Here is a 25,015-nt window from a genome sequence, read left to right on the forward strand (position 1 = left end):
CTACTGGGCACGATTATTGTTGTTTTGCTGGGTACTCTGATTTCGGTGCCGTTTGGGGTGTTGACGGCGGTGTATCTGTCGGAATTTAGTAGCACCAAAGTCCAAAAGGAAGTGGCTCGCTGGGTGCGGTTTGGCATCAATGTGTTGGCGGGGGTGCCTTCGATTATTGCGGGGGTGTTTGCCTATGGGCTGTTTGTCACCACCGGGATTTTTGGGTATTCGGCGGCGGCGGCGGGGGTGGCTCTGGCGGTGTTGATGTTGCCGACCATTGTCCGTACCACGGATGAAGCCTTGAAAATTGTGCCCCAGGAGGTGCGGTGGGCGTCGGTCGGGTTGGGGGCTTCCAACTATTACACGACGTTGCGGGTGGTGATACCGGCGGCGTTGCCTTCGATTTTGACGGGGGTGATTTTGGCGATGGCTCGGGCGGTGGGGGATACGGCGGCGTTGATCTTCACGGCGTTGTTTTCCAGTTTCTGGCCCCGGGGACTTTTGGAGCCGATTGCCACCCTATCCGTGCTGGTGTACAACTTCGCCTCGGTGCCGTTCAAACCCCAGCAGGAGTTAGCCTGGGCGGCTTCGTTCTTCCTGGTTATGCTGATTTTGGTGGCGAGTGTGGCGTCCCGTTTGGTGATTCGTCGCCAGCCCATGCGTTAGGTTTATAGTCCTATAGTTTCTGGAGGTGTCGTGATGGTGAATGGAGCGTCCCCCCAAGGGCAACCGGTGTTCCGGGTGGAGAATGTCAATATTTACTACGGTAATTTCAAGGCGGTGCGGGATGTTTCCATGACCATTCCCAAAAATCAGGTGACGGCGTTTATCGGCCCTTCGGGTTGTGGGAAAAGTACGATTTTGCGGTGTCTCAATCGCTTGAATGACCTGATTGCTTCCTTCCGGCTGGAGGGAAAAATTACCTACCACGATAAAAATATCTATGACCCAGATATTGACCCGGTGGAGGTGCGCCGGAAAATTGGCATGGTGTTTCAAAAGCCCAACCCTTTTCCCAAGTCCATTTACGACAATGTGGTGTACGGGGCGCGGGTGATCAATTACCAGGGGGATTTGGATGAATTGGTGGAGCGTTCCCTGCGGCGGGCGGCGCTTTGGGATGAGGTGAAAGATAAGTTAAAACAAAGTGGGTTTTCCCTTTCCGGGGGGCAACAACAGCGCTTGTGTATTGCCCGGACGATTGCGGTGGAACCGGAGGTGGTGTTGATGGATGAACCCTGCTCCGCCCTTGACCCGATTTCTACCCTCAAGGTGGAGGAATTGATGCATGAATTGAAGAATAATTACACGATTGTGATTGTCACCCACAATATGCAACAGGCGACCCGGGTGGCGGATATGACGGCCTTTTTCAATGCGGAAGCCACGCCCAAGGGGGGCAAGGTAGGCCATTTGGTGGAGTTTGATTTGACCAAAAATATCTTTGGTTCCCCCAAACAACAGGCGACGATGGATTATGTGAGCGGGCGGTTCGGCTAGGGTTGGGGGTGACGGCACCACTCGCTCCAACCCCCCACGTAGAGGCGGCCAGGGGCATACCCCGCCCATTCCAGGGTGAGTAAATTCACGCAGGCGGTGACCCCGGAGCCACAATAGCAGATGACTTCCCGGGGGGGTGTATTCAGGGCGTGCCAGCGTTCCCGGTAGGGTTGGGGGGGCAGGAGTTCCGTCCAGGGCAAATTCACTGCGCCAGGGATGTGACCAGCGACTGGGTCAATCGGCTCCCATTCCCCCCGATAGCGGCGGGGTTCCCGGGCATCCACCAGCAGAACATCCGGGTTATTTGGGGCGGCGACCACCTCTGCCCGACTAGCAATGTACTGATTTTGGACATGGGGGGTAAAATCACCGGGGCGGGGGGTGGGCAGGGCATGGCTCACGGGATAACCCGCTTGGACGTAGGCTTCCCAACCGCCAGCCAAGAGACTGATCCGGGGGTGCCCCAGGTAGCGCAACAGCCACCAGAGTCGGGCGGCGTAGGGCAATCGTCCCTGGTCGTAGGCAATCACATGGGTGGTGGCAGTTAAACCCATTTGATTTAGTTTGCTGGTCAATGTATTTACATCAGGTAGGGGATGCCGTCCGCTTTGGGCTGTTACCGGGCCGGATAAATCCCGATTCAAGTCCAGGTAAAAGGCTCCGGGAATATGGCTGGTCTGGTACTGGGTTTGTCCCCAGTCCGGTTGCGCCAGGTCAAACCGGCAGTCCAGGATCAGGAGCGCCGGGTCATCCAAACGATCGGCTAAGGCGGCAGGGGTGATTAGATTTGTTAAGGACATGGGGCATGGGGTTTCGTTTATGGGTATCACCAGGGTTGCGACCCTTGATTTCCAGTTATCAAATTTTTATCAAATTTTGTTCAGAATATCACGTGTGCTTGCCATGTAGGGCACCTCTGTCAATTCAAAGTTAGCAGTCGCAGGGGAATGCCCACAATTCGATGACAGTGGTTATAGCAATCCTAAATGAGCATAGAATAGGGGTCGCAGGGGCACCCCCGCCCTTGGTTCTGGAGAATTTTTGTATGCCTACGGTACGCAAGCTAACGTTAAACAAGTAGGATTACTATATAGCAATTTCATTTGAAATTATGCGTAAATTTTATATTTTTTTATGCTTAGAAATTCAGTGGTTTTAAGTAGCCTGGTTATTCACAATAAATTGCCTGGGATTCTCAGCATATAAATCCCTGAACAGGAACTACGGATTGAACCGATTTTGCCCTACTTAAAACTGACGCAGAAACCGTAAATCACTGGTGTAAAAACGGCGAATGTCATCAATTTCATGGAAAATCATCGCCAGCCGTTCCACCCCTAAGCCCGCCGCAAAGCCAGTATATTGCTCCGGGTCGTAGCCCACCGCTTGCAGTACATTGGGGTCCACCATGCCACAGCCCAAAACCTCTAACCACCGCCCCCGCCATTGCAAATCCACCTCCGCCGACGGTTCCGTAAACGGGAAATAACTCGCCCGAAACCGCACCGGCACTTGCCCAAACAACGCCTGGATAAACGTTACCAGGGTGCCTTTCAAATCCGTAAACGTCAAACCCGGCGCTACGGCTAAAATTTCCACCTGATGAAACATGGCGGAATGGGTCGCATCCACCGCATCCCGGCGATAAACCCGCCCTGGCACCACGATCCGCACCGGGGGTTGGTGGGCTTCCATATACCGAATTTGTACTGTTGATGTATGGGTACGCAATAACCGTCCATCCGGGAGATAATAGGTGTCCTGCATATCCCTAGCCGGGTGGTCGGGCAGAAAATTCAAAGCCGCAAAATTGTAATAATCCGTTTCCACTTCGGGGCCTTGCACCACCTGGTACCCCAACCCCACGAACACATCCAGTACCCGGTGCATCATCTGTTGCAAAGGATGGGCGTGACCGGGCGTTTGACCCAACCCCGGCATGGTCACATCCAGGGTTTCTGCCTGCAAACGAGCCTGCATTTGTACTGCTTGTACTTGGGCGACCCGTTCCGCCAACGCCTCCTGGAGCCGGTCTTTCACCTGATTCGCCAATGCCCCCACCTGGGGTCGCTCCGCCGGGGGTAGTTGTCCCATCCCCCGCAAAACCTGGGATAATTCCCCCTTTTTACCGAGATAGTCCACCCGCAACTGCTCCAAAACCGCCGGGGTCGTCGCCTCCCGAATCGCCGCTAAACCATTGCGCTCCAAATCCTGTAACGCCTGCGCCAAATCCGCCAACGTTGGTGCCCCCATCAGCCCCGATTCCTCCTATTCATCTCATCGCCGCAGTAGTTGGACACAAGCATACCGCCAGTAGTTTTGGTAACGATAAAGTCCCCAAGTCGCCAGGGGGGTCAATACACATAATAGCCCAAAAAGCACCACCACTAGGGACAAATTCACCCGTAAAAATTCCCGGGCAATCCGCACAAAGTCATGGTCTAAGACATCCCCTTTCCCCATAAAATATAATTCTCGCATCACGGGGTCAAATAATAATTGGCGGACAAAATTTAAGTCATAAAATAACATGAAAAATCCCAAAATGCCATATAGAGATTGTTCTCCGGGTTGTTGACAAGACCAGCCGGTTATTGCCCTGTATAAAAAAATGCCGATAAATAATAATTCCAACCCATGCCCCATCGAAATGACCAGTAATTGGCTCAAACGGGTGAAATAAATGAGGGTATAAAAGAGCGCAACAATTACTAGGGTGATTAGCGTTAAACGATTGCGGCGAAAATAATAGATTAACCCGCCCAAACCGCTGTAGATAACTAGGGGAATGAATGCCCACCGTTCGCTCAATTGCAAGGTAATCCCTCCCCCATAGATAAAATCAAAACTAGGAATGGAAGGATAACCCATCAACCAGCCCGCCACCGTATGCCCCAATTCATGAATGATAATCACCAGGTAACTTAATATAAATCTTATCCAAGGAGTTAAACATAATAAAAAGCCCGTAATCGCTCCTACCAGCAAGATATTTTTCCCGGTTGGATCGAGGGAATAGAGCGGCAAAGTTCGCCATGTATGGGAAGCTGGTTTTGGGGAATGAGTTTTTTTGTCAACCGCTGAGGAATGGGGGGGTAAATGCCCTAGAGTAAATTCTGTTTCCCAGGTGTGATGGGCATCGTGAGCCGTTACTTGAATTTGGGTTAAAGAAGGCATTTTATAGCAACGTAATTCCTGGTCAATCAGTTTAACCAATAATGCCTGTTCCGGCAGTTGATGGGCGTTTAATTCAATGTGAAATATACCGTTAATTTGTTTAATTTTTACTTGGATATTTTTGTGCGTTAATGCCCGTTCTAATATGGTGGTCATCGCTTCCATATCCCCCTGTTTCACCCTTTGCCATAGGGGTATTGGTTGTACCGGTGGCGGTTGAAATGATTGACCTAGTTCACCTTCGTATTCCCAAACCGGAAAGGGGTCATCCGGGGTTTGGGCGTAGATTTTTAACCCCGTAATTCCTGGGGGTGGAGATTCATTGAGGCAGTTAATAATTTCGGGGATAATCTCATGTTGATTGGGTATTTTTGTCCCTTTAAGTGCCAGATGTAAGGTATGATTTTGCAGAAAAATAGTGCAATCAAAACCCTTACCCATTAAGCGAGTTTGCAAGGCGGTTTGCCATTGGGATGCGGACACGGTTTTTAGGGGTTTTTTTGTAAGTCCGGGCGTTCCTCGGGCAGAATTGCGCCTTCTACTGGGCACACCTGCAAACAAATGCCGCAATCAATGCAAATGCCAAAATCAATCCAGTACCAGTCGGTGCCTTTGGCATTTTTACCGGAGCCGGGATGGATGCAGGCGACTGGGCAGGCGGCGACGCAATCGGCTACCCCTTCGCACACATCGGTCACAATCGTATGCGCCATAGTGCAGATGGATACAGAGTTTTTTCTAGGGTAACATTTGCTAGACCAGGGGTTCCCGGTGCAACTGTTCATAGACCCGGCGGCTCAGGTCGGGCAGTAATTTGGCATTACGGCTTTGTGCCTCCCCCACCGTAAACACCACCAGCATATAGGCTTGGTCACTGCCCCATTCCACGTAGGCGCAGTCGTGGCGGACTTGGCTGGTATAGCCCGCTTTCGACCACAGTTTCACGTCCGGGGGTAATCCCTCCCCCAAAAAACCCTGCACCTGATTTTCCGGGTCGTTTTCATAGTCCGCTGGCACCAGGGAACGGCGGCACACATCCACCATCTGCTGGGAACGGCGGGGGGAGACGGCAATGCCCCCCAAAATCGTGTGGAATAACCGGGCGGTGGCGAGGGGGTTCAGGCGGTTGCGGCTTTCCCCGTTGGGTCCCAAAAATGCCCGCTCCCGTCCGTAGGGACCGTCACACCAGGTTTTTTGATTGAGATTAATGCCCGCAAATTCCGCCCATTGCCAGGACTGGAAATAGCGGTTAATTAAATTGCGCTGGTACTGCCAGGTGCTAAAGGGACCGGGGGCTAAATCGGGTCCACTGGTGGTGCCGGTCAAGACATCCACAAGGTAGCTGGTGGCATCGTTGCTGGAGTGTTGGATCATGTCGGTGATGGCTCGGTCAATTTCCGGCTCCGGGGGGATCATGCCCCGTTCCAGCCATTCATGAATCGCCACCAGGTAAAACAATTTCACAATGCTGGCGGGATAAACATTCACCTCTCCCCGATGGCTCCAGCCCCAAGGGCGTTGTTGCCAAAAGGTTTGCGGGTCGAGGGCACCCCCCGTATTTACCCGCACGCCGCCCCCATAGACCAGCCAAGTGATGCCGATGTCCGCCGGGGTCAGGGCATGGTCAGCGCATATTGCTTGCAGTAGGGTTTCCCCCCAGTGGGCGAGGGTGTGATGGGGTTGATAAAAAGGCATTTGTTTACAATAAATATCGTTCTCGTATTTATCATCCCATGATTGGCTCTGCACCTTTAAGCCCTGGGGAACGCCGCCATCGCTGGTTGTTGGTGGGTATCCTATTTTCCCCGGTGGTGGGTGCATCGTTGTATAATCAGGGGTTCCACATTCCGGGGCTGATTTGCCCCATGTACCATTTCACGGGCATCCCCTGCCCCAGTTGCGGGCTGACTCGCTCGTTTATGGCGGTGGCACGGGGGGACTTGATGCGAGCGGTGCAATTTCACGCCTTTGGACCCCTGCTCTACGGGGTGTTTTTGCTGTTGGGAGTACATATCATTCTGGAATTACTGCTAAACCGGGTCATTACCGTCCCCTACTGGCGGTGGCTCGAGCGGCAACGGCTCCAGTGGGGCATTTTGGGCGTATTTTTGGGCTATTATCTCCTGCGGCTGAGTATCTGGCACCAGCGGGGGGAATTGCCGGGGCGGGTGGTGTGGTAATCTTCGCCCTGGGGAACGCAGTATCATAAAGTAATTTAAGTAATTTCATTTCCATTTCCCCGGATAAACCCTATGGTCGGTCGGCAACGGTTGATTATCCTGCTGGTGGTGGGGCTGGTTTTAGCCGCCCTGCTGGTGATTAATCGCATTCCCGTGCGTCTAGGGCTGGATTTGCAAGGGGGAGCGCAGTTGACCCTCCAGGTGAAAACGACCGCTGAGGTGAAGGAGATTACGCCTGCGGTTTTGGAAGGGGTGCAACGGGTGGTGGAAGGGCGGATCAATGGGTTGGGGGTCTCGGAAGCCGTCGTCCAGACTGTTGGCAAGGATCAACTGCTCGTCCAACTCCCTGGGGTGAATGACCCGCAACAGGCGGAACGGGTTTTGGGGGGCACGGCGCAGTTGGATTTTCGCCGCCAAAAGCAGGGCACGGATGTTCAGCAAATTCAGCAATTGTACTTGGTACGGGAGCAAATTTTAGCCATTCGCAAACAACCCAACAGTGGGGCAGACCCGGAACAGTTACAAAAAGACCTAAAACAGGCGGAAGAGGCGTTGGCGGCTTTTTATGAACCGACGGGATTGACGGGCAAAAACCTCAAGGATGCGGTCGCCCAGCCCCTACCAGCGGGGAATCAATGGCAGGTGGCAATTCGTTTTGATGCGGAAGGGGGGAAAAAATTTGCCGAATTAACCAAGTCCATTGCGGGCACGGGACGCACCCTGGGGATTTTTTTGGATGACACCCTGATCAGTTTTCCTTCGGTGAGTGCGGAATTTGCCGCCGCTGGGATCACCGGGGGAGCCGCTGTGATTACCGGGAATTTTACCGCCGAATCCGCCAACGATTTAGCCGTCCAACTGCGGGGGGGAGCCTTGCCGGTGCCGGTGGAAATTGTGGAAAATCGCACGGTGGGAGCCACCCTGGGGCAAGACAGCATCCAACGGAGTTATTGGGCGTTTGCGGGGGGGATGGTGTTGGTTTTAGCCTTTATGGTGTTTTACTATCGCCTACCGGGTTTGATTGCGGATTTGGCTTTGCTGATTTATGCGTTATTGACCTATGCGGCTTTTGTACTTTTGGGGGTTACGTTAACCTTACCGGGGATTGCCGGATTTATCCTCAGTATTGGGATGGCGGTGGATGCCAATATCCTAATTTTTGAACGCACCCGGGAAGAATTGCAAGCTGGAAAAAGCCTGTATCGCTCGGTGGAATCTGGTTTTTATCGTGCCTTTAGTAGCATTTTGGATGGGAATGTCACGACCTTAATTGCCTGTGCCGCCCTGTTTTGGTTGGGGACGGGTTTGGTCAAGGGTTTTGCCCTCACCTTGGGATTGGGTGTTTTAGTCAGTATGTTCACCGCCCTCACCTGTAGTCGCACCTTTTTATTATTTGTTTTGACCATTCCCAGCCTCAGACGGGTGGAATTTTATACCCCGAAATCCGCCCTGGTCAAAAGTTAGTGATGGACTAATTAAGGGGCACTTTTAAAAATAGGTCGCAGGGGCGTAACCCCCGTCCGTAGTTCTCCTGAATATAAGGGTTCCAGCGAGATAATTTTGTATCGTTGTGAATAAATAGAGGTGCCCTTAATTACTGATCAATTACCTGCATTTTGGTTGTCCCTGGCATTGTTTAGGTGAGAATGTTTGGTCAATCCAGGTGTCCTGTTTGGGGTAGGCGTGGTATGCTAGATTACTCAGGCAATGCCCAGTAAACAATTGGGACAGAAAACCAACGGGAAAACCTGTACTATGGCAGACCGCTCTTTGCTATTGATCCCTGGACCCACCCTGGTGCCCGAATCCGTACTCCAGGCGATGGCGCAACATCCCATCGGTCATCGGAGCGGGGAATTTAGCACCCTGATGGGGGAAGTAACCGCCGGGCTAAAATGGCTCCACCAAACGGCGGGGGATGTGCTGATTTTGACCGCCTCCGGCACCGGGGCAATGGAAGCGGGGATCATCAATTTTCTCAGCCCGGGCGACCGGGTGTTGTGTGGATGTAATGGCAAATTTGGGGAGCGATGGGCGGAACTTTGTAAAGCCTTCCAATTACAAGTAGAAACCATCACTGCCCCCTGGGGGCAACCCTTGAATCCCGATGACTTTGCTGTCAAACTCGCCGGGGATCACGATAAAACGATTAAGGCGGTGATTATTACCCACAGTGAAACCTCCACCGGGGTGATCAATGATTTAGAGGCGATTAATCGTCATGTGCAAGCCCACGGTCAGGCGTTAATCATCGTGGATGCGGTGACCAGTTTGGGGGCGACTTCGGTGCCGGTGGATGAATGGCAATTGGATGTGGTCGCCTCCGGTTCCCAAAAAGGCTATATGATCCCGCCGGGATTGGGGTTTGTGGCGGTGAGTGAGCGGGCGTGGCAAGCCTACAAAACCGCAAAATTACCTAAGTTTTACTTTGATTTGGGTTTGTATCGCCAGGATGGGGCGAAAAACACCACCCCCTTTACCCCGCCGGTGAACCTCTTTTTTGCCCTGCGTCAGAGCTTGGCGTTAATGCAAAAAGAAGGATTACCCCAAATTTTTGCGCGCCACAACCGGACAGCGGGGATGGTACGGGCGGCGGTGTCGGCTTGGGATTTGCCATTACTTTGTCCTAGCGAATCTGCCAGTCCAGCGGTGACGGCGGTTGCGCCCAAGACGGTAGCGGCTGAGGACGTGCGGAGCCTGCTGAAAAAACAATTTGGCATTGCCATCGCCGGGGGGCAAGACCAACTCAAGGGTAAAATTTTCCGCATCGGGCATCTGGGCTTTGCCGGGGAGCGGGAAATGTTGACGGTGATTGCCGCCCTGGAATCGGTACTCCATCAGCTTGGGCATCCCCTGACCCCTGGCAGTGGCGTGGGAGCGGCGATTCAATTTTTAGCGTCCACAACGTAAAAAACTGATGGATTCGACGTGGTGGGTTTGGGGAAAAAAATCGAACGGCACGACCGCTTCCAAAAGATAGGTATTTTGGTTGCACAATTGTCGTAAATCCCGTGCCAAGGTAGCGGGATTACAACTCACATAAACCAAACGCTCCACTGGGTTAGTTATTAAAAAATCAATCACTTTGGGGTCACAGCCTTTGCGGGGTGGGTCGAGGAGAACCACATCTGGTTTTAATGCCAATTCGGGTAATAATTGCTCTACCGTACCGCAGTAAAATTCAGCATTGTTAATCCCATTAAATTCCGCATTAAATTGGGCTTGTTTGATGGCATTTAGCTGAACTTCTAAACCAATGATATTTCGCACCTGATGCGCTAGAGGTAAACTCAACGTACCGATCCCACAGTAGGCATCGAGGATACATTCATTCCCCTGTAAAGACAAATGATTCTTCAGATAATTCACTAGCAGTTCTGCCTGTTCCGTATTCACTTGAAAAAAAGTATCGGGGCGAATTTGCCACCGTAATCCGCAAAACTCTTCCCACAGATAATCCCGTCCCCAAATACAGTAGGTTTTCCCGGCAAAAATCGCATTGCTGGGGTGAGGATTCACATGGACACAGACCCCCACGACCTGCGGATACTGTTCCTGCCATTGTTGAGCTTGATTTTCTAAGTTAGTTAATTTTAATGTAGTTGTTACTAAAGTAATTAACACTTCGCCAGTGCGACGACCAATCCGTAATCCGAGATAGCGTAGTTGCCCTTTTTGGGTCTGCTCATTATAGATAGACCAGCCCTGGGTTTTAATGTCTTTTTTGATTTGTTGCAACAGAGGATTAAATCCCTGATCCTGTACTGGGCATTGGTTGAGATTAATAATTTTATGGCTGTTTTTTTCATAAAATCCGATTTTAATCTCCCCAGTTAAACTCACTCCCAAGGGATAGGTAACTTTATTACGATAAGCCAAAGGCTGATAAGAAGACTGGATATTTTGTATGGGTGGGTCATCAAATCCCCCTAATCGGATTAGGGCTTGCTTGAGTTGATTTTGTTTGCTGATTAACTGATAACTATAATCAATATGTTGCCACTGACAACCACCGCAATCTTGAGCCAAAATACAGGGTGGTTTGATGCGATGGCAAGAAGGATTAGCGATAGCAATTAGTTTCCCATAGGCGTAACTTGATTTCACTCGAATTAAACGCACTTGAATTTGATCCCCCGGCACCGTATCGGGGACAAAAACCACCCGTTGTTCAAAACGTCCTACCCCCTCTCCTTGGTCATTGAGGTCGGTAATTTTTAAGCTAATGATCTGTCCCTGTTGCCAGCTTACATTCACAGTAAATCCCCCGATGCCTGCAGGGTATGCAAACGATGATAAATCCCCTCACCCTCAATGAGTTCCTGATGGGTTCCCACCTCCACAATTTGCCCTTTATCTAGCACCACAATCCGATTGGCTGACCGCACCGTACTCAGACGATGGGCAATAATAATCGTGGTTCTTTGCCCTTGAATTTCTGCCATTGCCCGTTGAATGGCTCGCTCCGATTCATAATCCAAACTCGAGGTTGCTTCATCAAAAATTAACACATCCGGTTGCACCAATAATGCCCGAGCAATCCCAATTCTCTGCCGTTGCCCGCCGGATAAACGCACCCCCCGTTCCCCCACAATCGTGTAGTATTTTTGGGGTAATAAATCAATAAATTCATCCACCCTGGCAATGGCACAGGCGGCTTCCACTTCTGCCATCGTTGCCTGGGGATAACCATAGGTCAAATTGCTCAGTAATGTCCCATTAAATACATCCACGTCCTGATGCACCACTGCTAAACGACGACGGTAGCCCGTGATGTCTAAATGTTGGATGTCGTATCCATCAATTAAAATACGTCCTTTCTGGGGAGCAAAATAGCGCAGAAGTAACTTGATTAAAGTAGATTTACCTGACCCAGAACGCCCGACCAAAGCAATGGTTTCATAGGGTTCAATTAAAAGGTTTATTTCCCGCAAAACTGGGCGACCAGGGGAATAGCCAAATTCTATATCTTCTAGGTTGATTTTGCCAGTGAATTTGTATTTTGTGTAGTGTAAATTAATTTCACGGTTGGGGAGAATCAATGGTTGGGAGTCCGGGGCATCGGGTAGGGCAAGAAATTCATGAAAGCGCACCATAGAAGCATAACGGCGAGCCAAAACCTCTAATAAATTGCTCATGGGTTCAATTTCCGCATACCCCATACTAGCAATAGTATATAGGGTGACAAAATGCCCTAGGGAAATGCGTCCGGCGACGGTTTCGGTGAGGGTAAAACCCAGAATAAAAAATAGGCAACTTTGGACAATGGTACGCTGATAGGTGGCTAACCGCACATAACCCAAATGAATCCGATGAATAATAAACTTCAATTCCCGATTGAGACGTTCGGTTTGCCGTTGCAGTTCCCAGGCTTCAGTGGCAAAAGCTTTCACGGTTTTGATGTTGGTAATTAACTCGGAAGTATGACTTTCGGTATTTTCTTGATGCACATCAACCGCTTGTTCTTTGTGAATCAGATAATTTAATTTGCGAAAGCTAAAACTGAGAATGAAAATAAACGAACATAACATGAACATAGCCATGCGCCATTCTAACCAAGCGGTTACCGCCACAATCCCCAGCACCCGCACCATTTTGGGAATGAGTAAACCGGCGATGTCAGGATAGGTCCAGGTATGATTGGACAAACCCCGAGCCACCCTGCCTGCGATGCGTCCCGGATTATGGGTGTCATAAAAATCCAAAGGCAGACTCAGAATTTTGGCAATCGCCCGTTGGGTCTGTTGATGCCGAGACCGCAGGGTAATCTCCCAGTGAAAATAACCGCTGAACCAGGGTTGAAGGGGTGCCCGCACAACGGTCAATAAAAACATTAAAGCTAGTAATATATTTAGGCTAAAACTGGTATTAACCGTCCAGGAACCCCAAGCGGCAATCGAGTTAATTAAACCCTGTATCCCGCCATCCAAGGGTTGCTGGGAAAGCAAATTCAAGGTTTGTCCAATGAGGTAGGGAACCACTAAATCTAAAAGTTCAAAAACACTTGATGCGCTAATACTAAACAGGGCAAGTCCCCAGTAATCCCGAAAATAACAGATAATTTGCCACAGACCTTGCATGGTATTACCCTCCCTCCGTCTTCAGGGTAACATTTGAATTTTTACTTCGACAACTTCTGGGGGTAGGGATGATCCCTAAACCGAGCTATCCAAGATATTTTTATTCATGCAAAAGATAGGGTCACAGGGATATGGTTTCTGGATTTGATTCTCCAAAATCTCTGCTTTTTTAAGGATGGGATTTTTGGCAATTTGAATTAAGGGCACCTCTATGTTATTGCCACCACTGGAAGATTATTTCGCTAAAATGCCCATATTATTGAGAACCAAGACGGGGGCTACGCCCCTGCGACCCATTTTTAGAAGTGCCCTTAACTGGGGTAAAATTACTCTCTACGGTTGCATTTTTTATGAATGTTTGTGAAAATCAGTAACATTCCGGGGGCGGTATCCATGCCATAACCGGGTTGAATATGGGGTTTTTGCCATGCGGATTAATGTACCTAGTATTGCCGAAGATAGCTTATTTCGCCGTTTGGAAATGGGACTGGCGGAATTCGCAGGCGTCGTTAAGGTTTTTTTAGAATTGATTGCCATAGTTCTGATTGTCTATGCGATTGGGCTGGCTCTGCATCAATTTATCCGCCATTCCCGCCGTTCTAAGTTTGATACGGTACAGCGGGTTTTACGGTTGGAGTTGGGGCGGTATCTGATTTTAGCTTTGGAACTACTCCTGGCGGCTGACATTGTCGCCACTGCCGTTTCTCCCACCTGGGATGCGATTGGTCGGTTGGCGGCGATTAGTTTGATTCGCACGTTTTTGAATTATTTCCTGGAGCGGGAGGTCAGGGAGTTGGAGACGAGGAAGGGGTGGGAAATGGACTGAATCCGTGAACAAAATGGAATAAACACGCTATAATGCAGAATTACTTGTCATCCGGTTGGGCGTGGGAATAGCGACATCGTGCCCCAAAATTGTCTCTGGGGGAAGGAGTCTCTGTGTCTCAATTGCTCTGCCCAACCTCACCTATTCATACCACGACTTTACCCAGTGGTTTGCAGGTGGTTTATCAGTATGTCCCGGCACCAGTGGTGGCGATTGATTTTTGGGTGCGGGCGGGGGCGGCGGCGGAACCGGAATGTTACAACGGCTTGGCTCATGCCCTGGAGCACATGGTTTTTCGGGGCAGTCAAGACTTTCCGGCTGGGGCGTTTGACCATCTGATTGAAAAGCATGGGGGGATGACGAATGCGGCGACCAGTCAAGACTATGCCCATTACTACATCCTGACCGCTCTGGAGTATTGGCGGGAGGGGCTGACGGCGTTGGCAGATATTTTATTGCGGCCTAGTTTGAGGGAGCAGGAATGGGAGCAGGAACGGGCGGTGATTGCGGAAGAACTGCGGCAAGCCCAGGATCACCCGGACTGGGTGGGGCAACAGGTGTTGTGGCGGCATTGCTACGGTGCCCATCCCTACGGACGACCGATTTTGGGAACGGCAGACAGTTTGGCTCGGATTACCCCGGAGGTGCTACGGGAATTTCACCAGCAGTATTATCATCCGGGCAATATGACCGTGGTGGTGGTGGGAGCCATCCCCTGGGAGTCTTTGGAGGCGGTTTTGGAGCAGGTCTGTCCAACGGTGGCGGGGGCAGGAACGGTGCCGCCCTTGGTCTGTCCTCTGCCTCGGGTGATGCCCTGGCGTTCCCAACTCCATCTGCCCCAGGCGGAGCAGAGCCGGTTGTGGTGGGTGTGGCCAGTGGCGGGGGTTCGGGAGGTGACGACCGGGTGGGGGTTAGACCTGGTGGCGACCCTGTTGAGTGGGGGGCGGCTGGCGCGCTTGACCCAACGGCTCCGGGAGGAATTGGGGTGGGTGCAGGACATTGACTGCCATTATCATCAACAGGTGGCGGGGGGTCTCTGGCAAATCACTGCCTGGTTGAGCAACGCCGAGGGGTTGGAGGCGGTGGAGGCGGTTTTGCACCAGGAGGTGACGCTTCTCCAGGAAGAATTGGTGCCCCGGGAGGAATTGCGCCGTGCCCAACGGCAACTGTGCCATGCCTATACCTTTGGCACGGAAACCCCCCAACAGATGGCCCGCCTCTATGGTTATTATCATCAGATGGGTTGGTTGGAGGAAAGCCTGGGATACAGGGAGCGGTTGCGCCAGTTCCGGCCCGAGGAGGTGCAACGTTTGGCGCAAATGTATTTGTCCCCCCAGCAGGTGGTGCGGTTGTGGCTGACCCCAGAGGAGTCGGCGTGACGCTGGAATTGCAGGCGAGTGGCTCCCTCCAGGGGCGGTGGTATCGTTGGGTGTTGGACAACGGGTTGACCCTGTTGGTGGTGGACAATCCGGCGGTGGACATTGTGGCGGCGCGGTTATTTTTGCGCCCAGGGATGTTGGGGGAAACGCCCCACCAATGGGGGCTGAATCATCTGGTGGCGGCGACCTTGACCAAGGGGACCCACCAACGCTCGGCGCAGGCCATTGCCCTGGCGGTGGAATCCCTGGGGGCCAGTTTGGGGACGGAGGCGGCACCCGATTATTTTGTGCTGGGGTTGAAGGCGGTGGCGGGGGATTTTGCCGAATTGTTTGCCCTGGCGAGCGAGTTGTGGCGTTGTCCCAGTTTTCCAGCAACGGAGGTGGCTCTGGAACAGCAGTTAACCCTTCAGGGGCTACGCCTGCAACAGGAACAGCCCTTTACCCTCGCCTATGACCAACTGCGGCGGGCCCTCTACCCGGATCATCCCTACAGTGTCAGTACCTTGGGCACCCAAGAATCGGTGATGAGCCTAACGGCTGAAGATTTACAGGCCTACCACCAGCGGTATTTTTGCCCTGCCCATACGGTGGTGAGTATCTGTGGCCGGGTAGAACCCCAGCGGGTACGGGACTGGGTAGAACGCTGTTTGGGGGATTGGCAGGTGCCCTGTGCGGATTGGGAACTGCCGGTTTTGCCCACCCCATCGCCCCCCCCGGCACCCCTAAGTCTGGCTCGCCCCACCCACCAAAGTCTGGTCATGCTGGGGTATCAGGGGCCAGCCGTTACCTCTGCCGATTACCCAGCCATGAAGCTCCTGAGTACCTATCTGGGCAATGGCCTGTCCAGCCGCCTGTTTGTGGAACTGCGGGAGAAACAGGGGTTAGCTTACGATGTGTCCGCCTTTTACCCCACCCGCTGGCAAGCCGCCCCCTTTGGGGTGTATCTGGGCACCGCCGCCGCCAACACCCGCCTGGCCTTGGGCAAACTGGCCGCCGAGATGCAGCGGTTACTGGCCGCCCCCCTGCCGGAAGCCGAACTGCTCACCGCCCGCAGTAAATTATTAGGACAATATGCAATGGGCAAACAGACCAACGCCCAGATTGCCCAACTCTTGGGGTGGTACGAGGTCTTGGGGTTGGGAGCCGACTACGACTTGGAATTTCCCCGCCTCATCCAGCAGATGACCCCGGAACACCTGTGGCGGGCGGCCCAACATTACCTGCGGCAACCCTGGGTGTCCCTGGTGGGGCCGGAACCAGCCCTGGCGGAAATTACCTAACCCTGCCAGTAGGCTTCCAAACTCCGGGTCATCACCTCCACGGGAGCGGAACGTTGGAACCAGTAGGACCACGCCGCCGCCCCCTGGGCCACCAACATCGCCAGCCCATCCTGGGTGCGATAACCCCAAGCCGCCGCCATTTGTAATAACTTGGTCGGTCGGGGCGTGTAGATCAAATCGTACACCCAAGCCCCAGGGGGTAAGGTGTGCAATTGCTCTGCCGTTAACGGACTGGCGGTCACGTCGGGAGCCATCCCCACCGGCGTGGTATTCACCAGTAATTCGCATTGGGGTAAATACTGCTCCACCTCTGACCAGGCATGGAACTGCACCGCAGGAGCCTCAACCGTTAATTTTTGTGAACGGCGGGTTATGATGTGAATTTCCCGGCAACCCAACTGCCCTAAGCCCCACACCACCGCCCGTGCCGCCCCTCCATACCCCAACACCACCGCCCGGGTGCCCTGCCACTGCCGTAGGGGTTCCATAAACCCCAACCCATCCGTATTGGCACCACACCAACCCGATTCCCCTCGGTACAATGTATTCACCGCACCCATAGCAACCGCCTCCGGGGTGATCCGAGTTAAATGGGCCATCACCGCCTGTTTGTGGGGAATGGTGATATTCAAGCCGAGAAATTCCATATCCCATAGAGCCGTGAGAATACTCCCCAAGCCAGATTCGGGCACGGGCAAAGCCACATAACAGATATCCAGACCGGCTTGCGCCAAGGCCGCATTGTGCAGTACGGGGGAGAGGGAATGGCGCACTGGGTCGCCCAAAACCGCCAGTAAACGGGTGTGGCCAGTGATCACGGTCGCAAAGATGGAGCGAGGGGGCAATGGGGAATGATCATTTTCGCAAGGAAGTCGGGAACTATGGGTCATAATAATAGGTAACCGTGACCCAGCAACGGGGGCAGGGACATGAAAGCGGGCGACAAATTGGCGGGACGCTATTTGGTGGTCAAAACCCTGGGAGCCGGTGGTTTTGGTACGACCTATTTGGCACAGGACACCCAACGACCCGGACAGCCCCTCTGTGTGGTGAAGCACCTGAAACCGGATAGCCAGGATGAATTTGTCCTCACCACCGCCCGTCGTCTGTTCACCAGTGAAGCAGAAATTTTAGAAAAACTGGGGAAACACGACCAGATTCCCGCTTTGCTGGCTTATTTTGAGGAAAATGGGCAGTTTTACCTCGCCCAGGAATTTATCGAAGGCCATCCCCTCAGCCAAGAAATCAAGCGGGGTGTCCCCTGGCCCCAGGACAAGGTGGTGCGGATGCTGGCGGATGTGCTGGGCACCTTGGATTTTGTCCACCAAAACGGCGTGATTCACCGGGATATTAAGCCAGATAATCTGATTCGGCGCAAAAGTGATGGCAAATTGGTCTTGATTGATTTCGGGGCGGTCAAAGAAATCCAAGACCCCAAGGCCGCCGCCCAGCAACGTACCGGGGCAACGGTAGCGATTGGCACGGTGGGCTATGCCCCGGCGGAACAGGCGCAGGGAAAACCCCAGTTTGCCAGCGATATTTACAGCCTGGGAATTGTCGCCATTTGTGCCCTGACGGGTAAAGAACCCGACCAACTGGAAAGCGACCCCCAAACCGGGGAACTGGTCTGGCGGCAGGGAATCACCGTCAGTCACGCCCTGGGCACCGTGTTAGACCGGATGGTACGGTATCAGTACAGTCGCCGCTATGCCAATGCGGGGGAAGCCCTAGCCGCCCTGCGGAGTTTTAACTTAATTGGTACGACTGCGGTGGGCACCCCGAGTACGACCTCCTCCAGCAAAGTGGCGGCAACCCCCAAAACCCAAATCCGCCGTGCCCCAACGACTACCCTGGTTTCCAGTAGCGGCGTGGATGGGGTGGTGTGGAAGTACGGCATTATCACCGTGATTGCCTTGGTCATCATGGGGATTTTATCCATTCCCCTGCAATCAATCCTGAATCAACGGGTGAGCCAAGTCCGATCGACACCCACAACATCGGCATCGGAGACGCAGCCGTCTGTCAAAGAATACGATGTGCCAGATGAACTGTTTACGGCAGGGTCTTGGCGTACGGAAAATATCATCCGAGGGGAACAACGGCACATCTACCGGATTTTAAGCAACATCACCGAGATTAAGCTCTCCTGGCGGGTGGAAACTCCCAATGTAGTTGCCGCATTATTCGACCCCTATGACAACCTACTCGAATCGGCGGCGCAACGGGGTTCTAAGACCCTGCGGCGGGAGGACACGCCCTATCTTTTGGTGATTGGTGGACAGCCGGGGCGGTATGGTTTGTCATTACGGGTCAGCCGGGTGGAACCCTCCCCTACTCCCACGCCAGAAAAAGAAGAAGAAGAACCTCTCCGTGTCCCTGACAATACGATTGAACCCCGGTTACCCGGACGTTGATTCGGTACCATTTCGTGTCAGGATCAAAACAGGAGTTATTGTATCCATCATGAGTCAGGAATCAACCTTTACCGTTGGGCAAAAAGTACGGGTAAAAACCAATGTTATCGTGTACCACCATCCCCAGCACAAGGGCAAACCCTACGACCTCACAGGTCATGTGGGCGAAGTGGTGGAAGTGATTGAGACTTGGCAGGGTCGCCCCCTGACGGCTAACCTACCTGTAGTGGTGAAATTTGACGCTAAATTTAAGGCGCATTTAGAAGCAGAGGAGTTAGAACCTGTAGATTAACCGTTGGCGGGCGGTTCAGGTTTTTTGCGAGTGCGGGGTTTGCGGGGACTGGTACGGCGGGATGGTTTCGTTGGCGGTGGGGTATTTACCCGTTCTGGGGTGATTTCAGTAGTCGCTGTGGACGAAACTTCATCAGCAATTACTGCCGGTTCTGGGTCGGGGATCAGGGATTCTGAGGTAATTTCAGTGGTTGATGTAGAAGAAATATCATTAGTAACTTCTGTTAATTTCGCATCGGTTAATTCCGTAGCAATTACTGCCGGTTCTGGGTCGGGGATCAGAGATTTTGAGTTAATTTCAGTGGTTGTTGTAGAGGAAATATCATTCGTTAATTCTGTTAATTTCGCATCGGTTAATTCCGTAGTAATTACTGCTGGTTCTGGGTCAGGGATCAGAGATTGTGCAGTAAGTTCGGTGGTTGCTGTAGAAGAAACATCATTCGTTACTTCTGCTAATTTCGCATCGGTTGATTCCGTAACAATTACTGCCGGTTCTGGGTCAGGGATCAGGGATTCCGGTTGGGTAATGGCTGGGTCGTCAGTCACTGGATTCGCCATTTCTGCAAGGGCAACCGTTCGTTCTTGATAGGTGCCATTTGTCTCAGAAACAGCCATTTCCTCTCGGTCTTGATGATTAACGTTAGGCGCAAAAAACTCCTGGGTAATTTGGGTAATCAGTTGATAAATTTGTGTCTGAGTCATCCCTTCTGCCTGGGGACGATAATTAATAATAATCGAATCGGTAGCATGACTGATACGCACGGTTTCCACCGCCGGTGTCGCCTTCATCTGGGCTTCTAACGTGGCTTTCAAATCAGGACTGGTCTGCAAACTGGGTACTCGTACCCGCAAACGACCGGGGATACCATGAATAATCTTTGGCTGGAATAACGGACGAGCCATCAGGGACATGGAAATAAACCTATCTTAGAAGCGTAACAGAACCTGACCCCAAAGTACATTCTTGCTCTTTACTATAGCACTACATTTTGCGACATTTTCTACCACTGGGGCGGATGGGTAAGCAATGCTTCCGCTTCGGCAACATCCACCGGGGGCGAAAAAAGATACCCTTGCCCGTAGGCACAACCCATTTCCCGCAATTGCGCCAGTTGGTCCTGGGTTTCAATACCCTCAACCACCACCGTTTTACCGAGGGAATGGGCAAGGGCAACGATCCCCCGCACAAAGGCAAGATTTTGATCATCCAACGATTGAATCAGGGATTTGTCCACCTTCAACACATCCGTAGGCAAGGTTCGCATCCGTGCCAAATTGGAATACCCCGTGCCAAAATCATCCATCAAAATCTGCACCCCCAGTTCCCGCAGTTGGGACAACATGGCAATCGCCGCCTCTTCACTTTCCATCAATAAACTTTCGGTCAATTCCAATTTGAGATGATTCCCCGGCAAACCGGTCTTTTGTAAAACTTCGGTAATCTGTGCCACCAAATCCGTCTGGATAAATTGCTTACTGGAAACATTGACACTCACGGTCAGGGGATGGGCATGGGGGAAGCGCATTTGCCATTGGCACAACTGTTGACAGGCAGTTCGCAGAACCCACAGACCGATGGGCATGATTAACCCAGTTTCCTCGGCAATGCTAATCAATTGGTCAGAGGGAATCCAACCCGTCTCCGGATGATGCCAACGCACCAGGGCTTCAAAGCCGACAATCTGACCACTAATCAAGGACACAATCGGCTGATACCGCAGGGACAATTCCCCTCGTTCGATGGCACGGCTCAGGTCGGTCTCCAGGCGTAACCGATTCCCCGAATCCTCCATCCCAGGTCGAAAAATTTCCAAACGCCCCCGTCCCAAGTGTTTCGCCCGATTGGTCGCCGCCCGGGCAAACCGCAACCAGTCCTCCGGCTGAGTCACGGGCACATGGCTAAATGCAACCCCCATACTGACGGTGATAAAGGCTTCCTTGTCCTCCAGGGTAAAAGCGGCGGCTAAATCCCGCTGGATGGCTTCCGCAAGGGCAAGGGCATCCTCCGTATTCGCCACACTTTCCAACAGCAGGGCAAATTCATCCCCCTCCAACCGCACCGCCGTATCCCCTGGTGCCAACCGCTGGCGCAACCGCCGGGCAATGGCGGCTAACAGTTTATCCCCCACCCGGTAGCCCAAACTGTCATTCACCTGTTGCAGGCGGTCAATATCCAAATGCACCACCGCAAACAGTAAACTGGTTTCCACCGTCAACCGCTCCCACAGGGTTTGCAGGAGGGACATGAACATATTCCGGTTGGGCAGACCGGTGAGCGAGTCATGGTACACCCCCGGCAAAACCGCTGTACTATCGGCGGGTAAACGCATGGACGGGGAGGGGGGGAGGGTGCCTATCGTACTGAGGGCGATTTTGTAGGGTCCAATTTGGAAGCGGTCCCCATCCTGAATCTGGCGGTTGGTGCCCAGAAAGTGTTGCCCATTCAAAAACGTGCCGTTGGTACTCTTATCCACCAATTCCAGTTCGCCCTCTTTGCCCACAATCAGGGCATGACACCGGGAAACCTGCTTATGGGGCAAAACCACCAGGGTGCCCTCGCTGTCATTAATCGCTGTCCGCATGGCTTGTTCATCCCGCCCAAATGCTACCGGTACCGTGACCAGCCGTTGTTCCACAGTGCTTGTGGCTGGGTCTTCCCAACTCAATTGCAGTTCCACTGCCATGTTTGCCTGGGTGATTTGTCCATACTAATAGATAGTAGTCTAACGGGGGAGACCGCCTTACGGAAATCTAACCTTATACTAGAGCCAGAGTCCCGTGCCAATTCAGGTGTGGGCTTGTTTATCCGTGTCATCTTTGGGGATGAGGAGTTATGACCAATTGTCCTGTTGCCATGTCCACGCAAGTGCTCCCGGAGAAAGGGAGTCAAATCGTTCGCCAACACTACCCGAACTACAAGGTGATTGTTTTGAACGATGATGTCAACACCTTTGAACACGTCGCCCGTTGCCTGGTGCAATACATTCCCTGCATGACCCCCGACCGCGCCTGGGAATTGACCAATCAGGTGCATTACGAGGGGCAGGCGGTGGTGTGGGTGGGTCCCCAGGAACCGGCGGAACTCTACCACGAACAACTCAAACGGGCAGGGTTAACGATGGCTCCCCTGGAAGCGGCATGAACTTTCGGGTACAGGCTCCCTTTGTCCCCACCGGCGACCAACCCCGAGCCATTCACCAGATGGTGCGGGGACTCCAGGCGGGGCATACCTACCAAACCCTCCTGGGGGCAACGGGGACGGGGAAAACCTTTGTCATGGCGAAAGTCATCGAGCAGGTGGGGCGACCCACCTTAGTTTTGGCGCACAATAAAACCCTCGCCGCCCAACTTTGTAATGAATTGCGGGAGTTTTTCCCCGATAATGCAGTGGAATATTTTATTAGCTATTACGATTACTACCAACCCGAAGCCTATATTCCCGTCACCGATACTTATATTGCCAAAAGTGCTTCGATCAATGATGAAATTGATATGTTGCGCCATTCCGCCACCCGGTCTTTATTTGAACGGCGGGATGTGATTGTGGTGGCTTCCATTAGTTGCATTTATGGGTTGGGGATTCCCAGCGAATATCTAAATGCTGCCATCCGTTTGCAGGTGGGTTTGATGGTGGATTCATCCCAAGTCTTGCGGGCATTGGTGAGCATTCAATACGAGCGGAATGATGTGGAATTGGGGCGGGGTAAATTCCGGGTGCGGGGGGATATTTTAGAAATTGGTCCCGCCTACGAAGACCGGGTGATCCGGGTGGAATTTTGGGGGGATGAAATTGAAAGTATCCAATTACTAGACCCAGTGACCGGAGCCATTTTAGAACGGGTTGAGCAAATTAATATCTATCCTGCCCGTCACTTTGTTACCCCCCAGGAACAGTTAGAGCAAGCCTGCATCAATATTGAACAAGAATTAGAAGCCCAGTTAGCTTATTTAGAATCCCAAAATAAACTCCTAGAAGCCCAACGGCTTAAGCAACGTACCCGCTATGATTTGGAACTTTTGCGTACTGTGGGTTACTGTAATGGGGTGGAGAATTATTCCCGCCATCTGACCGGTCGTCCCCCCGGCTCCCCCCCGGAATGTTTGGTGGATTATTTCCCGGAAGACTGGTTATTAATTGTGGATGAATCCCATGTGACCGTGCCCCAATTGCGGGGGATGTATGAAGGGGATCAATCTCGCAAACGGGTGTTGATTGAACATGGGTTTCGCTTGCCCAGTGCCGCCGATAATCGTCCCCTGAAAGCCGATGAATTTTGGCAAAAGGTGAAACAGTGTATTTTTGTGTCGGCAACCCCGGGGGATTGGGAGCTAGAAATTTCCCAACAGGTAGTGGAATTAATCATCCGTCCGACGGGGGTATTAGACCCAGAAATTGATGTGCGACCTACTACGAACCAAGTGGAAGATTTGACTGGGGAAATTCACCAGCGGGTACAGCGAGGCGAGAAGGTTTTGGTCACCACGTTAACCAAACGTATGGCGGAGGATTTGACCAGTTATTTCCAGGAACATCACCTGCGGGTCAATTACCTCCATTCGGAAATTGATGCCATTGGGCGGATTGAAATTTTACAAGGACTGCGGGCGGATGAATGTGATGTGATTGTGGGGGTGAATTTACTGCGGGAAGGACTAGATTTACCAGAGGTTTCTTTGGTAGCAATTTTAGATGCGGATAAGGAGGGATTTCTACGTTCAGAACGCTCTTTAATTCAAACCATTGGTCGGGCGGCTCGGCATGTCAACGGGCAGGCGATTTTGTATGCGGATGTGATTACCGAAAGTATGGAACGAGCCATCCAGGAAACCCAACGCCGTCGCCAAAAACAAATCGCTTACAACCAAGAACATGGCATTACCCCCCAACCCATTCGCCGCCAAGCCACCAATCGCATTTTGCAAACCTTGGAATTTTCCCGGCGGGTACAGGCGAAAGAATCTCCAGGCAGTTATGAAACCGCCCCGATTCCTAGGAGTGAACTGCCGGGTTTAATTCAGGAATTAGAAGCACAGATGCAAACGGCGGCGCAAAATTTAGAATTTGAACAGGCGGCTCGTTACCGGGATCAAATCCAGAAATTGAAGCAACAACTCGCTTCCCCAGAACGATGACCTACTGCCTGGGAATTTTAACGAAATCAGGTTTGGTGATGGCGGCTGATTCCCGTACCAATGCGGGGGTTGATTACATTTCCACCTATCGGAAATTATTTGACTTTTCCGTACCCGGAGAACGGATTGTGTTGATCTGTACCTCTGGGAATTTAGCCATGACCCAGGCGGTGATCACCCAATTGCGCCAGGACATTCATCACCAACACCCGGAGAATTTGCATACCCTCGGTTCGCTCTATGACATTACCAATTATATTGGCAAAAAAATTCGCAAACTTCAGGAGGAAAATCGCCCTTGGCTGGAGCGGGATCACATTGATTTTCAGTGTAATTTATTACTAGGGGGACAAATTCCCGGAGACGAACCAGAATTGTTCCTCATTTATCCCCAGGGAAACTGCATTCACGCCACCCCGGAAACCCCTTTTTTACAAATCGGTGAAACCAAGTATGGGAAACCAATTTTAGACCGAACCTTAACCTATCATACGTCCCTGGAAGCGGCGGCTAAATGTGCTTTATTGTCCATTGATTCCACCATGAAATCGAATATTTCCGTAGGACCGCCCATTCATTTAGTTCGATATGAGCGGGATAGTTTTCGGCTTAACCATTGGCTGGAATTACGTTTGGGTGACCCGTATTTACTGCAAATGCGCCGCTCCTGGGAGCAGTCTTTGAAACAGGCGTTTGCTCAGATGCCTGACCCCCAGTGGCAGGGGAGTTCCCAGGAGGTTTCGGGCTGGGACTATCCTGGTTAA

The 25,015-nt window shown here is 52.1% G+C and carries 23 protein-coding genes; 13 read left to right on the top strand and 10 right to left on the bottom strand.

The window, feature by feature from the left end; all coding sequences use genetic code 11:
- The first annotated feature begins 3 nt into the window (after positions 1-3).
- Positions 4-657 carry a phosphate ABC transporter permease PstA gene (gene pstA, locus MLD66_RS09465; protein ID WP_281438599.1) on the top strand — a complete coding sequence of 218 codons (654 nt, stop codon included), beginning with the start codon at positions 4-6 and terminating at the stop codon, positions 655-657.
- A gap of 33 nt (positions 658-690) precedes the next feature.
- Complete coding sequence (pstB, locus tag MLD66_RS09470; protein ID WP_247217274.1) at positions 691-1,491, top strand: phosphate ABC transporter ATP-binding protein PstB; 801 nt, start codon at positions 691-693, stop codon at positions 1,489-1,491.
- On the opposite strand, the gene MLD66_RS09475 is transcribed toward pstB, so the two are convergent.
- From MLD66_RS09475 to MLD66_RS09495, 5 genes are all read right to left on the bottom strand, one after another.
- Positions 1,488-2,291 (bottom strand): sulfurtransferase, encoded by an 804-nt coding sequence (locus tag MLD66_RS09475; RefSeq protein WP_247217276.1) that lies wholly within the window; start codon positions 2,289-2,291, stop codon positions 1,488-1,490. The genes pstB and MLD66_RS09475 overlap by 4 nt on opposite strands.
- Before the next feature lie 448 nt (positions 2,292-2,739).
- Positions 2,740-3,744 carry a phenylalanine--tRNA ligase subunit alpha gene (gene pheS / locus MLD66_RS09480; protein WP_339396958.1) on the bottom strand — a complete coding sequence of 335 codons (1,005 nt, stop codon included), beginning with the start codon at positions 3,742-3,744 and terminating at the stop codon, positions 2,740-2,742.
- Between the two features lie 24 nt (positions 3,745-3,768).
- A complete protein-coding gene (locus MLD66_RS09485; protein WP_247217283.1) occupies positions 3,769-5,151 on the bottom strand; it encodes a M50 family metallopeptidase in 1,383 nt (460 codons plus the stop codon).
- A 5-nt stretch (positions 5,152-5,156) separates the two neighbouring features.
- A complete protein-coding gene (locus MLD66_RS09490; protein ID WP_247217285.1) occupies positions 5,157-5,381 on the bottom strand; it encodes a ferredoxin family protein in 225 nt (74 codons plus the stop codon).
- A gap of 40 nt (positions 5,382-5,421) precedes the next feature.
- Positions 5,422-6,363: a serine hydrolase gene (locus MLD66_RS09495; RefSeq protein ID WP_247217288.1), complete on the bottom strand. Its 942-nt coding sequence runs from the start codon at positions 6,361-6,363 to the stop codon at positions 5,422-5,424.
- A gap of 38 nt (positions 6,364-6,401) precedes the next feature.
- Between MLD66_RS09495 and MLD66_RS09500 the strand changes: the two genes are divergently transcribed.
- From MLD66_RS09500 to MLD66_RS09510, 3 genes are all read left to right on the top strand, one after another.
- Positions 6,402-6,848 carry a DUF2752 domain-containing protein gene (locus MLD66_RS09500; RefSeq protein ID WP_247217289.1) on the top strand — a complete coding sequence of 149 codons (447 nt, stop codon included), beginning with the start codon at positions 6,402-6,404 and terminating at the stop codon, positions 6,846-6,848.
- Positions 6,849-6,920: 72 nt separating this feature from the next.
- Entirely contained in the window at positions 6,921-8,312 is a 1,392-nt protein-coding gene (gene secD / locus MLD66_RS09505; protein ID WP_247217291.1) for a protein translocase subunit SecD, read from the top strand.
- 291 nt (positions 8,313-8,603) lie between these two features.
- A complete protein-coding gene (locus MLD66_RS09510) occupies positions 8,604-9,758 on the top strand; it encodes an alanine--glyoxylate aminotransferase family protein (protein WP_247219050.1) in 1,155 nt (384 codons plus the stop codon).
- On the opposite strand, the gene rlmD is transcribed toward MLD66_RS09510, so the two are convergent.
- The gene (gene rlmD / locus MLD66_RS09515; RefSeq protein WP_247217293.1) at positions 9,741-11,105 is read right to left on the bottom strand and encodes a 23S rRNA (uracil(1939)-C(5))-methyltransferase RlmD; all 1,365 of its coding nucleotides are present in this window, start codon (positions 11,103-11,105) and stop codon (positions 9,741-9,743) included. The genes MLD66_RS09510 and rlmD overlap by 18 nt on opposite strands.
- A complete protein-coding gene (locus MLD66_RS09520; protein WP_247217295.1) occupies positions 11,102-12,928 on the bottom strand; it encodes an ABC transporter ATP-binding protein in 1,827 nt (608 codons plus the stop codon). Before MLD66_RS09520 ends, rlmD begins: the two co-directional genes overlap by 4 nt.
- A 427-nt stretch (positions 12,929-13,355) precedes the next feature.
- On the opposite strand from MLD66_RS09520, the gene MLD66_RS09525 reads away from it, so the two are divergent.
- The 3 genes from MLD66_RS09525 to MLD66_RS09535 all read left to right on the top strand — a co-directional run bounded on the left by MLD66_RS09525 (position 13,356) and on the right by MLD66_RS09535 (position 16,413).
- The gene (locus MLD66_RS09525) at positions 13,356-13,754 is read left to right on the top strand and encodes a DUF1622 domain-containing protein (RefSeq protein WP_247217297.1); all 399 of its coding nucleotides are present in this window, start codon (positions 13,356-13,358) and stop codon (positions 13,752-13,754) included.
- 113 nt (positions 13,755-13,867) lie between these two features.
- A complete protein-coding gene (locus MLD66_RS09530; RefSeq protein ID WP_247217299.1) occupies positions 13,868-15,133 on the top strand; it encodes a pitrilysin family protein in 1,266 nt (421 codons plus the stop codon).
- A complete protein-coding gene (locus MLD66_RS09535) occupies positions 15,106-16,413 on the top strand; it encodes a pitrilysin family protein (protein WP_247217301.1) in 1,308 nt (435 codons plus the stop codon). The genes MLD66_RS09530 and MLD66_RS09535 overlap by 28 nt, the downstream gene beginning before the upstream one ends.
- On the opposite strand, the gene MLD66_RS09540 is transcribed toward MLD66_RS09535, so the two are convergent.
- On the bottom strand, positions 16,410-17,231 hold the full coding sequence (locus tag MLD66_RS09540) for a shikimate dehydrogenase (protein WP_247217303.1): 822 nt from the start codon (positions 17,229-17,231) through the stop codon (positions 16,410-16,412). The genes MLD66_RS09535 and MLD66_RS09540 overlap by 4 nt on opposite strands.
- A 111-nt stretch (positions 17,232-17,342) precedes the next feature.
- Here MLD66_RS09540 and MLD66_RS09545 point away from each other — a divergent pair, with 111 nt between their 5' ends.
- Together MLD66_RS09545 and MLD66_RS09550 are read left to right on the top strand one after the other, a co-directional pair.
- A complete protein-coding gene (locus tag MLD66_RS09545; RefSeq protein WP_247217305.1) occupies positions 17,343-18,827 on the top strand; it encodes a serine/threonine-protein kinase in 1,485 nt (494 codons plus the stop codon).
- Between the two features lie 49 nt (positions 18,828-18,876).
- The gene (locus tag MLD66_RS09550) at positions 18,877-19,119 is read left to right on the top strand and encodes a ferredoxin-thioredoxin reductase variable chain (protein ID WP_247217307.1); all 243 of its coding nucleotides are present in this window, start codon (positions 18,877-18,879) and stop codon (positions 19,117-19,119) included.
- Here the strand turns inward: MLD66_RS09550 and MLD66_RS09555 are convergent.
- Both MLD66_RS09555 and MLD66_RS09560 read right to left on the bottom strand, forming a co-directional pair.
- Positions 19,116-20,030: an HMA2 domain-containing protein gene (locus MLD66_RS09555; RefSeq protein WP_247217309.1), complete on the bottom strand. Its 915-nt coding sequence runs from the start codon at positions 20,028-20,030 to the stop codon at positions 19,116-19,118. The genes MLD66_RS09550 and MLD66_RS09555 overlap by 4 nt on opposite strands.
- A gap of 89 nt (positions 20,031-20,119) precedes the next feature.
- On the bottom strand, positions 20,120-21,802 hold the full coding sequence (locus tag MLD66_RS09560) for an EAL domain-containing protein (RefSeq protein WP_247217311.1): 1,683 nt from the start codon (positions 21,800-21,802) through the stop codon (positions 20,120-20,122).
- Positions 21,803-21,972: 170 nt separating this feature from the next.
- Between MLD66_RS09560 and clpS the strand changes: the two genes are divergently transcribed.
- From clpS to MLD66_RS09575, 3 genes are read left to right on the top strand one after another with little or no spacing between them, the layout of a single operon-like run.
- On the top strand, positions 21,973-22,260 hold the full coding sequence (clpS, locus tag MLD66_RS09565) for an ATP-dependent Clp protease adapter ClpS (protein ID WP_247219052.1): 288 nt from the start codon (positions 21,973-21,975) through the stop codon (positions 22,258-22,260).
- A complete protein-coding gene (gene uvrB / locus MLD66_RS09570; RefSeq protein WP_247217313.1) occupies positions 22,257-24,251 on the top strand; it encodes an excinuclease ABC subunit UvrB in 1,995 nt (664 codons plus the stop codon). The genes clpS and uvrB overlap by 4 nt, the downstream gene beginning before the upstream one ends.
- Complete coding sequence (locus MLD66_RS09575) at positions 24,248-25,015, top strand: proteasome-type protease (RefSeq protein ID WP_247217315.1); 768 nt, start codon at positions 24,248-24,250, stop codon at positions 25,013-25,015. The genes uvrB and MLD66_RS09575 overlap by 4 nt, the downstream gene beginning before the upstream one ends.

The sequence above is a fragment of the Synechococcus sp. C9 genome (assembly GCF_022984075.1).
GTDB lineage: Bacteria > Cyanobacteriota > Cyanobacteriia > Gloeomargaritales > Gloeomargaritaceae > Gloeomargarita.